The 9824-nt window shown below is 40.2% G+C and carries 9 protein-coding genes; 1 reads left to right on the top strand and 8 read right to left on the bottom strand.

Features of this window, described 5'->3' with window-relative positions:
- Positions 1-205: 205 nt before the first annotated feature.
- The 6 genes from HMPREF9073_RS07120 to HMPREF9073_RS07100 form a co-directional block, all read right to left on the bottom strand.
- Positions 206-2629, bottom strand: coding sequence for a DNA translocase FtsK (locus HMPREF9073_RS07120; protein ID WP_009750781.1), 2424 nt, complete (start codon positions 2627-2629; stop codon positions 206-208).
- A gap of 403 nt (positions 2630-3032) precedes the next feature.
- A complete protein-coding gene (gene tpx, locus HMPREF9073_RS07115) occupies positions 3033-3533 on the bottom strand; it encodes a thiol peroxidase (protein WP_009750780.1) in 501 nt (166 codons plus the stop codon).
- A gap of 309 nt (positions 3534-3842) precedes the next feature.
- Positions 3843-5537 carry a single-stranded-DNA-specific exonuclease RecJ gene (recJ, locus tag HMPREF9073_RS07110; RefSeq protein WP_009750779.1) on the bottom strand — a complete coding sequence of 565 codons (1695 nt, stop codon included), beginning with the start codon at positions 5535-5537 and terminating at the stop codon, positions 3843-3845.
- 85 nt (positions 5538-5622) lie between these two features.
- Positions 5623-5778, bottom strand: coding sequence for a hypothetical protein (locus tag HMPREF9073_RS15695; protein WP_009750778.1), 156 nt, complete (start codon positions 5776-5778; stop codon positions 5623-5625).
- Between the two features lie 3 nt (positions 5779-5781).
- The gene (locus HMPREF9073_RS07105; RefSeq protein WP_009750777.1) at positions 5782-6720 is read right to left on the bottom strand and encodes a hypothetical protein; all 939 of its coding nucleotides are present in this window, start codon (positions 6718-6720) and stop codon (positions 5782-5784) included.
- 139 nt (positions 6721-6859) lie between these two features.
- Positions 6860-7723, bottom strand: coding sequence for an RNA polymerase sigma factor RpoD/SigA (locus HMPREF9073_RS07100; protein WP_002680009.1), 864 nt, complete (start codon positions 7721-7723; stop codon positions 6860-6862).
- Positions 7724-7825: 102 nt separating this feature from the next.
- Here HMPREF9073_RS07100 and HMPREF9073_RS07095 point away from each other — a divergent pair, with 102 nt between their 5' ends.
- Positions 7826-8821, top strand: a complete 996-nt coding sequence (locus HMPREF9073_RS07095) for a glycosyltransferase family 2 protein (RefSeq protein WP_009750776.1) — start codon at positions 7826-7828, stop codon at positions 8819-8821.
- Positions 8822-8983: 162 nt separating this feature from the next.
- Here the strand turns inward: HMPREF9073_RS07095 and HMPREF9073_RS07090 are convergent, their stop codons facing one another.
- Both HMPREF9073_RS07090 and HMPREF9073_RS07085 read right to left on the bottom strand, forming a co-directional pair.
- Positions 8984-9379, bottom strand: coding sequence for a PepSY-like domain-containing protein (locus HMPREF9073_RS07090; RefSeq protein WP_002680001.1), 396 nt, complete (start codon positions 9377-9379; stop codon positions 8984-8986).
- Entirely contained in the window at positions 9379-9822 is a 444-nt protein-coding gene (locus HMPREF9073_RS07085) for a PepSY-like domain-containing protein (RefSeq protein WP_009750775.1), read from the bottom strand. Before HMPREF9073_RS07085 ends, HMPREF9073_RS07090 begins: the two co-directional genes overlap by 1 nt.
- Positions 9823-9824: the final 2 nt, after the last annotated feature.

Here is a 9824-nt window from a genome sequence, read left to right as displayed (position 1 = left end):
GGCGTTTGCAAAACGCCCCTACAATAGATTGATTATCAGAGCAAGCAACTTTAGCAAAGGTCGTAGCACAAGTTGATTTAAATGCTTCACAAGCATTATTAATTTGATTTCAACTTTGCCAAAGTCTAAAACTTTGGCAAAGTGTAGCGATAGCCCCCGTTCCCCCGAAGGGGGACAAGCCACAAAGAGGATTTTTCACTTTGCACTATTCACTTCCTCCTAAGAGGCGGTCTAAACTTGTGATGTCCTGCACGAGCACTTGGCGGGCTTTACTGCCTTCAAAAGGGCCTACTACACCGGCGTGTTCTAACTGGTCGATGAGGCGACCCGCGCGGTTGTAGCCCAATTTGAGTTTGCGTTGCAAGAGGGAAGCTGAACCTTGTTGCGCATTGACAACTACTTCGGCGGCTTCGCGGAACATAGGGTCACGTTCGGAGGGGTCGAAATCTAAATCTACAGGTTCGCTATCGGGGCCTACATATTCAGGTAGCAAGTAGGCATCGGGGTAGGCGCGTTGTGCCCCGATGAACTCGGTGATGTGTTGTATTTCAGGTGTATCGACAAAAGCACATTGTATGCGCACGGGCTCATTGCCTTGTGAGTAGAGCATATCACCTCGACCGATGAGCTGCTCAGCCCCAGAGCCATCTAAGATGATTTTAGAGTCGATTTTAGAGCTCACTTTAAAGGCGACACGTGTAGGGAAGTTGGCTTTGATGATACCTGTAATTACGTTAGTAGATGGACGTTGGGTAGCGATAATCAAGTGGATACCAATGGCTCGGGCAAGCTGTGCCAAGCGAGCGATAGGGAGTTCCACCTCTTTACCTGCCGTCATAATCAAGTCGGCAAACTCATCTACCACCAATACGATGTAAGGTAAGAAACGATGTCCCTCGTTAGGGTTGAGTTGTCGCGCTTTGAACTTAGCATTGTACTCTTTGATGTTGCGCACTTGAGCATTTTTTAGCAGTTCGTAACGGTTGTCCATCTCAATACAGAGGGAGTTAAGCGTATTCACCACTTTTTTGTTATCGGTGATAATAGCCTCTTCACTATCGGGTAGTTTGGCGAGGAAGTGGCGTTCAATAGTCTCGAAGATAGAGAGTTCCACTTTTTTAGGGTCGACGAGCACGAATTTCACCTCAGCAGGGTGTTTTTTGTAGAGCAGAGAGGTGAGCACGACATTGATACCTACCGATTTACCTTGCCCTGTAGCTCCCGCCATCAGCAAGTGTGGCATTTTAGTAAGATCGGCGCCGAAAGTTTCGTTACTAATGGTTTTACCAAAGGCAATAGGAAGTTCCATTTCGGCATTTTGGAACTTTTGGGCGGTAATCATTGAGCGCATATACACCATTGTCGGTTTTTTGTTAGGTACCTCAATACCAATGGTTCCTTTGCCGGGGATAGGAGCGATGATACGAATACCGAGAGCCGCAAGTGAGAGCGCAATATCATCTTCCAAACTCTTGATTTTCGCAATACGCGTACCCGCCACCGGTACAATTTCGTAGAGAGTAACAGTAGGGCCTACTGTTGCTTTGATTTTGGAGATTTCAATTTTGTAATCGGCTAAGGTTTTGATAATCGTATCGTTGTTTTCCTTTAGCTCTTCCTCGTTGATAATGATACCTTTATCTTTAGGTTCGTTCAACAATTCAATCGTAGGGAAACGATAGTCGCTGAGGTCTAAACGCGGGTCGTATTCGCCGTAATTTTCTACTAATTGCTTGACTAAATCTTCAGGATCAACCATTACAGGTGGCACTATAGGAGTGATGGTGAGTTCAGGAGCTTCATCTTCAGGGATATTGGTAATTTCCAACTCACCTTTGCCATCGAGGAATGGAATTTCTTTTTTATGTGTAAAAGGGTCGATTTTTTCATCATCTACTTGAGGAAGAACGATTTCCACATCTTGTTCCTCTTCATTGTCAGTTATGATATCAGAAGAGGTTGTAGAAGGAGTATCATCAGCATCTTCAAAATCGTCATCTTGTTCATCGTCGTGTTCTCGTTTCAGTTTAGTAAAGGTATTTTGGAAGAAAGACATTATCTTCTCGGGGGTGAGTTGCCATTTGGTAATAGCATATACCAAAGCAAAGAAGAAAAGGATTAAAAAAGTACCTATTTTACCAAAGTAATCTTGCAGAAAATGATTTACTTCATAGCCAGAAACTCCTGAAAGGATAGTAGATTTTCCTTGCAAAAAGCCTAAAAAAGTAGCGAGGAGTACCATTAGCAAAGTGCCCCAATACCAGCGGTTGAGCAATGCTATTTTAATATTGAACAAATATTTGAGTCCGGAGAGGAAAATGAGCCATACGACGATGAAGGTTGCGATGCCAAAGCCTTTGTACATCAATAGATAGCTGAGATAAGCTCCTATTTTACTGCCTAAGTTATCGGCGATTTCTTCACGATTAGCGAGATCAGCCCACACACTTTGGTCGGCTTGCCAAGAAAAGAAAAATGAAGTAAAAATAAAAAGCAAATAGACTGTAAGCAGTACTAAAAAACCACCCCATATCAGGCGGCGTTGCTTGGATTTAACGGTTTTAGCCTCTTTGTTTTTTGTAGAAGATTTATCGCTATCTTTGTTTTTATCTTGTTTCTTTTTAGCCATTTTTATTAGGGTTTAGGGGGACAGGTGTGAGGGTGGCCTATTGAGGGGGCAAAGATAAGAATAATTTGGCGATTGGGCAATAAAAAAGGAAACAAGCTGTGATTTGACGATAGAGAAGGTGTCCAAAAAGTTTTATTTATGTGGGCGTTTGCAAAACGCCCCTACATAATATCCTCTAAAAGTAATTGATTATCAAAACAATAAAGAGGCTGTCCTAAAAGTTTTTATTGAGGGGGCGTTTGCAGTACATACCCAGCTATCGCTGGCTTTCCTACATAATATACTCTAAAAGTAATTGATTATCAAGCTTTATAAACTTTGTCAAAGTTTTGGGACTTTGACAAAGTTTATGATGCAAAAGCATTTTTTAGACTTTTCGGACAGCCTTTTTGTGACACAATTATTAATTGTTAATTGCTTGGAGTGCTTTAGCGTAGTTAGGTTCGTTAGTAGTTTCGGCTACTTGCTCGGTATATACTACTTTGCCTTGTTCGTCGAGCACTACTATACAACGAGATAGCAATCCTTTTAGCGGACTATCGGTAAAAACAATAGGATAATGAGCTGCAAAATCACCGCGGAAATCGGAGAGCATTGTAAGATTATCAATACCTTCGGCTGCACAAAAGCGTGTGAGTGCAAAAGGCAAATCTTTTGATATACAAAGGATTGCTACATTATTGAGTTTTGAAGCCTCGACGTGAAATTTACGCACTGAAGCAGCACATACACCTGTATCTACACTGGGAAAAATGTTTAGGATTACTTTTTTACCTCTGAAATCAGAGAGTTTTACTTCGGCTAAATCGTTTTTAACAGCTGAAAATTCAGGGGCTAAAACGCCCACTTTTGGAAGTTCGCCAGCGGTGTGTGCAGGCTGATCGTGAAATGTAATGTTTGCCATTTTTTTTAAGTTAAAAGTGAATAGTGAAAAGTGTAGTCACAAAAATAATACCAAAATATATTAATTAGGAAATTTGGAAATTAGCGAAATATTTTTAAGCTCCCACGAATTACACGAATTTTCAGAAATAGGGAGTGCATAAAAGTCTTTATTTCCACGAATTTGGGAGTGTGTAAAACTTTATTTTATATTATCTCACGAATTTCACCTGACGGTGAATTATTTTGTGAATATATTATGTTACAAAGGTGTAATCAATATTTTGTTATATCGAACTGACGTTAATTGGCAAATTTGGAAATTAGCAAATTATTTTATGTCTCTGACTTGCAACTGCAAACTTAGCTTGCCATTCCACAGGTTTTCTTCTACTGAATAGACAATGCTAAAAGGTTTGCCTGAGGTGATGAGAGGGAGTTTATGTCCTAAACTAAAACCTACAGCATCGAAATATGGGGCACTGCCCACTTCGCGCAAACAGAGTTTTAAGTGCTCGTTATTCTTACCAATGTGCTTTGCAAAACCTGTATCGACTACATTTTCGGCATAGAAGAGCGGTGGCAGGTTGCAAGGCCCGAAAGGCTCGAACTGTTTGAGAATATTATAGAATTTTTGAGTGAGTTTGCTCAAGGGAAGTGCGGTATCTATAGAGAGTTTCGGGGTGCGCAATTCAGGGTCGATGGTTTGTTTAACCACAGTTTCAAACGCTTCTTTGAAGAGTGGATATTGCTCGGGGAGGAGCGTGAGTCCTGCCGCGTATTTATGTCCGCCGAACTGTTCTAAATGTTCGCTGCACTGCTCCAAAGCCTCATAGATATCAAACCCTTGTACTGAACGTGCTGAGGCGGCATACTTATCGCCACTTTTAGTAAATACTATTGTGGGGCGGTAGTAATGTTCGATAAGGCGGGAAGCGACAATACCTATCACCCCTTTGTGCCACTGCTCACTGAAAACTACTGAAGTATAACAATTTTGCTCGCCATTGCGCTCTATTTGGTCGAGTGCTTCGGCGGCGATACTGCTATCTAATTCCTTGCGTTCGCTGTTGAATTCGTCTATTTGTTTGGCTTTTTGCAAAGCTTGTTCAGGTGAAGTTTCGGTGAGTAGAGAGACAGCATATTTGCCGTGTTCTATACGTCCGGCGGCATTGATACGCGGGGCAGCCTTGAACACTACATCGCTTACCGTAATAGCCCCTTGATGTTCGCCAAAAAGTGCTTTTACTCCTGCTGAGGGCTGTTTATTAATCACTTCTAAACCGAAGTACATCAGCGTGCGATTTTCACCGTCCATTGGCACAATATCGGCAGCAGTGGCGACGGCGACTAAATCTAAAAGAGGCATCAGTTCACTGAACGGGCGTTGCAAATACTCGTGATATGCTTGCGCCAATTTAAAGCCTAAACCACAGCCACAGAGTTCTTTATACGGATAAGGACAATCAGCTTGTTGGGGGTCGAGTACTGCCACGGCATCGGGCACTTGATCTGACGGGCGGTGGTGGTCGGCAATGATACAATCAATTCCTTTTTCTTTGGCATATTCTACTTTATCAATAGCTTTGATACCACAATCCAAAGCAATGATAAGGGTACAACCTTGCGCCTCGGCATAGTCAATCCCTTGAAAAGAAATGCCATACCCCTCGGTATAACGGTTGGGTACATAAGTAAACAGTTTATCAGTGAAAGTGCTCAGATAGCGTTCCATCAGAGAAACCGCACTAGTGCCATCGACATCGTAGTCGCCATAGATAAGGATAGTTTCATTATTTTTTAAGGCTTGGTCTAAACGCTCAACAGCTTCTTTCATTCCTTTCATCAGGAAAGGATTATGCAATTGTGAGAGTGTGGGGCGGAAAAAGTCTTTAGCCTGCTGAAAAGTGGTGATACCTCGTTGGGCTAATAGTATTGCCAAGGGCTCGCTGATGTTGAGCTCTTGTTGTAGTTGTTTTACAGTGGCTTGCGGTGGCAGCGGTTTAAAGTTCCAAAGGTAATTCATTTTATTCAGGTAAGAGGTAAGAGATAAGAGGTAAGAAAAAACTTTGCCAAAATCTATTACATTCTAATATTCAAATATATTCGTATTATTTTTTGATAGATAACACTCCATCAGCATTTAATGATAGTAAAATATTCTCTTGATGATCAAGTGCTTTAAGAGGGGTTTTAATCACTAAATGAGAAGCTGTACGTACTTCATAGGTGTTTTTTAGTGCTCGTAAGTTAAAGTTATTCTTCATTTTTTAAAAGTCATTATATCCGCTAATTCCATTAGGAGTATTAATAAACCATACTTCCCCTTTATTTTCTAAGGATTCCCCTGCAGATACTACCCCATAATGCTTGATTCTGTAGTTTTTTTGAAGAATACTTCTATCATTTGGATCTTTAGTGTTTCTTCCCATATAAGCATCATAATTAGGATATAATGTATTTCCATAAGTATATTCTTGTTTATATAAACTAAGAACCTCAGCTACTGAAAAAGGTGTATTAGCTACTATTTCTCCAAAATTAGGAGTTTTAAGAGGCACAGCTACTGCTTCTCTACCTGAAACACCTCCATCAGGAGCATATATTCCTTTTGTAACATAAACAGTAGTCTGAGGGGCTAATTCAGGTTTTATCAGGTATAATACTGAAGTAGCCTTATATACAGGAGCTGCACCACTAAGATATTTAACGACTTTTGTTTTATCTATTTGATTTTTGTTTACAATATCACTACTATTAGCAATCTCATTAGCAGATGAAAACTCTAATTTTTGAATGCCTACAACTGCATATTCAATAGCTACTGATGATAAATTTTTGATTGACAGATAGTCAGCACCAAGAGGAGTGTAATTCCTTTTTAGTTCATTTTGATGAAATCTTCGAGTAGTTCCGTGCACAAAAAGTAAACTATCATACACTACTTTTACTTCTTCTCCTCCAATGATAAAAGGAGTAGTTTTACGTTCAGTTTTTACAATGTTTTCAGCATTTCCATTAATAAAAACTGAGTAACTTACTTCTACCTCAGCAGGTGAGTTATCTACTGAATTAACTACTATGTAATTATGCTTTAACACTTTTGTCTTATTACTTGTAGCTGTTTCTATCTCTGGCTTAGTACATTTTAATTGGAAGCTAATTAAAATACTAAAAATTAGAAATACTTTTACAAAAAACTTTTTCATAAGATTTATTTAACTCAAAATTACTATGGAGCAAAGATAGAACTTTTTCTATAGAGAAAAAAACTTTGCCAAAGGTACGAGCCACAGGGGCAGGAAACTTTGGCAAAGTGTAGATTGTACAATCTTAATTTATAATTGACTATCCTAAGTATGTTTTTAAAATTTTACTGCGGGAAGTGTGTTTGAGACGGCGAATCGCTTTTTCTTTGATTTGACGTACACGCTCACGGGTAAGATCAAAAGTTTCTCCTATTTCCTCAAGGGTCATAGCGTGCTGGTCGCCCAAACCGAAATACAAACGGATTACATCGGCTTCACGAGGGGTAAGCGTTTCGAGTGCGCGCTCAATTTCGGTACGTAACGAATCTAAAATAAGCGACTTATCGGGATTTGGTGATTCGTTACTGCGAATCACGTCGTAAAGATTAGAATCTTCTCCTTCCACCAAAGGCGCATCCATAGAGATATGACGCCCTGCATTTTTCATTGATTCTTTTACATCGTTTACGGACATATCTAACTCACGTGCAATTTCTTCGGCTGAAGGCACACGCTCGTTCGCCTGCTCGAGGTAAGCGTACATTTTGTTGATTTTGTTGATAGAACCAATTTTGTTCAACGGCAAACGCACAATACGCGATTGCTCGGCTAAGGCTTGCAAAATAGACTGACGAATCCACCATACGGCATAAGAAATAAACTTAAACCCACGAGTTTCGTCGAATCGTTGTGCGGCTTTGATGAGCCCTAAGTTCCCTTCGTTGATAAGGTCAGGAAGAGTAAGACCTTGGTTTTGGTATTGCTTAGCTACCGATACTACGAAGCGCAAATTTGCTTTGGTTAGTTTTTCTAAAGCAGCTACATCGCCTGCTTTGATACGTTGTGCTAATTCTACCTCTTCATCGGCAGTGATCAAATCTACACGCCCAATCTCTTGTAAGTACTTATCAAGAGATGCGGTTTCACGGTTGGTTACCTGTTTGGTAATTTTTAGTTGTCTCATTCAGAAAAAATCCTTAATTTTGTCGATTCTTATACGTCCTATTATACGTATAGCTTTACACAGATGTTACAAAACTTTTGAATTTTAACATTATATTAACAGATGAAATATAGTTTTATCATTCCTATATACAACCGTCCGGACGAGTTAGATGAACTACTAAACAGCCTTGTATCACAAACTTACGAAGATACTTTTGAGGTAGTAGTGATTGAAGACGGTTCTTCTATTCCTTCAAAAGAAGTATGCGAGAAATACAATGATGATTTATCAATTACCTATCTTCCTAAACCCAACTCGGGACCAGGTGACTCTCGCAATTACGGGATGCGACACGCTCAACACGATTATTTTTTGATTTTAGATTCCGATTGCATCTTGCCTCCTCACTATTTAGAAGCTGTAGACGATTATTTGCAAACTCATTATGTAGATTGCTTTGGAGGACCTGATACCGCTACTGATGATTTTACTGATATACAGAAGGCTATCAATTACACGATGACTTCTTTGCTCACTACTGGGGGGATTCGCGGTAGTCAAAAGCGCATTCAACGATTTGAACCTCGCAGTTTTAATATGGGACTGTCACGCAAGGCTTTTGAGGCGACAGGTGGTTTTGGGAAAATACACCCTGGTGAAGACCCTGATTTAGTGATACGCCTCTGGGAACAAGGTTTTGATACTGCCTTTATCCCTACTGCTTTTGTGTTCCACAAACGCCGTATTTCTTGGGAAAAATTCCGTACTCAAGTGAGTAAATTCGGACAGACACGCGCTATTCTCAACCATTGGCATCCAGAGTCACGCAAACTTACTTTTTGGTTACCTACCTGCTTTACCTTAGGGCTTTGTGGCGCTCTCCTCCTCCTCATTTTTGGGCGTATAGAACCCTTACTCGTATATGTGTGTTATTTTATACTGATAGGTTGGGACAGTGCTCGAGAAAACCGCAGTGTAAAAATAGGGCTGCTCTCAGTTTGGGCGCTTTTAGTACAGTTTTTTAGCTATGGCTGGGGATTCCTCAAAGCTACTCTTAAAATTTCTTTTTCTAAAAAACCAATGGAACAATTGTTTCCACACTTATTTTTCAATTAGGTGCGAGTGCGAGCCGCACGGGCAAATGCGAGCCGCACCGGCAAGAGCGAGCCGCACTGGCAAATGTGAGTTGAAACTTTAGTAAAGTGTAGTAACATAGCAATATGATATTCAATAAAAAAAGACCTCCGCAAAGAGGTCTTTTTATTTGTAGTAAAGTTATTAATAATTCCCGATAGGGTCACCATTGTGATTGAAAAACAAATCGGTGTGAGAGCCTATGATGTCTACTTTATAACCTATATTGGTTTTTCTAATCCCTTCGATGATATAGCCCTGCTGGGTAACGTAATCGGCTATTTTTTTAGGGAAGAAGGTAGTAGGGATACTATTGCCGTCTTCACCATCTACTTTTAGCCAGTCGCCATTAGCTGTAAATTCTAGCTCGGTGCGATCTCTAAGTTCTACTGAATAGCCATTGATATCATCTTCTCTTTCAACTTCTTTAACAGAAGTATGAGGAAAGTGAATGCTAATAAAATCACGTGCAGGCTGCGGCAATCGTGCGCACGAGCTGAGTGCAAGGGCTGCAAAAGCAGCAAAAAAGAGTTGTTTCATTAGTCGTCTATTCTTAAAAATTGTCCGTTAGCATTGAATTCTAAATCAAGTCCGTTAGCGAGTTCTATCTCATAGCCATAGCGTTTCTTTTGGATTTTGTAGATATCTGTTTGAGGGTAAGTTTTCTTTACGTACTGAGCAATACCATTAGGAATAAGTTTTTCAGGTACAGCCAGAGTGCGAGTTTTTACTTCTTCCCAGTCGCCATTGGCATAGAATTCAATTTCGCTACCATCGTTGAAATACACTTTGTAATCTTGGTCGTGGATATCGTCGTCTCTCCATACCGAAGCGATTTCTTCTATTTTAAAGTATTGTTTCACAAAAGCTTGAGCCTTAGCAGGCAATTGTTCAAAGGTGATAGGAATATCCTTAGCCGATACGTTTTGTACTGCCACTACTGTCAATAAAAAAGTGGCGATCATTGATACTAATTTTTTCATTG

Origin of the sequence: Capnocytophaga sp. oral taxon 326 str. F0382 (assembly GCF_000318295.1) — a bacterium.
GTDB classification, from domain to species: domain Bacteria; phylum Bacteroidota; class Bacteroidia; order Flavobacteriales; family Flavobacteriaceae; genus Capnocytophaga; species Capnocytophaga periodontitidis.
The sequence above is the reverse complement of the archived record's forward strand: the minus strand, read 5'-3'. Positions and strand labels throughout refer to the sequence as shown.

Excerpts from the sequence above, each read along its gene's own strand:
- HMPREF9073_RS07090 (WP_002680001.1), bottom strand. The coding sequence starts at position 9,379 with ATGAAACAACTCTTTTTTGCTGCTTTTGCAGCCCTTGCACTCAGCTCG.
- tpx (WP_009750780.1), bottom strand. The coding sequence starts at position 3,533 with ATGGCAAACATTACATTTCACGATCAGCCTGCACACACCGCTGGCGAA.
- HMPREF9073_RS07095 (WP_009750776.1), top strand. The coding sequence starts at position 7,826 with ATGAAATATAGTTTTATCATTCCTATATACAACCGTCCGGACGAGTTA.
- HMPREF9073_RS07085 (WP_009750775.1), bottom strand. The coding sequence starts at position 9,822 with ATGAAAAAATTAGTATCAATGATCGCCACTTTTTTATTGACAGTAGTG.
- HMPREF9073_RS07100 (WP_002680009.1), bottom strand. The coding sequence starts at position 7,723 with ATGAGACAACTAAAAATTACCAAACAGGTAACCAACCGTGAAACCGCA.
- recJ (WP_009750779.1), bottom strand. The coding sequence starts at position 5,537 with ATGAATTACCTTTGGAACTTTAAACCGCTGCCACCGCAAGCCACTGTA.
- HMPREF9073_RS07105 (WP_009750777.1), bottom strand. The coding sequence starts at position 6,720 with ATGAAAAAGTTTTTTGTAAAAGTATTTCTAATTTTTAGTATTTTAATT.
- HMPREF9073_RS07120 (WP_009750781.1), bottom strand. The coding sequence starts at position 2,629 with ATGGCTAAAAAGAAACAAGATAAAAACAAAGATAGCGATAAATCTTCT.
- HMPREF9073_RS15695 (WP_009750778.1), bottom strand. The coding sequence starts at position 5,778 with ATGAAGAATAACTTTAACTTACGAGCACTAAAAAACACCTATGAAGTA.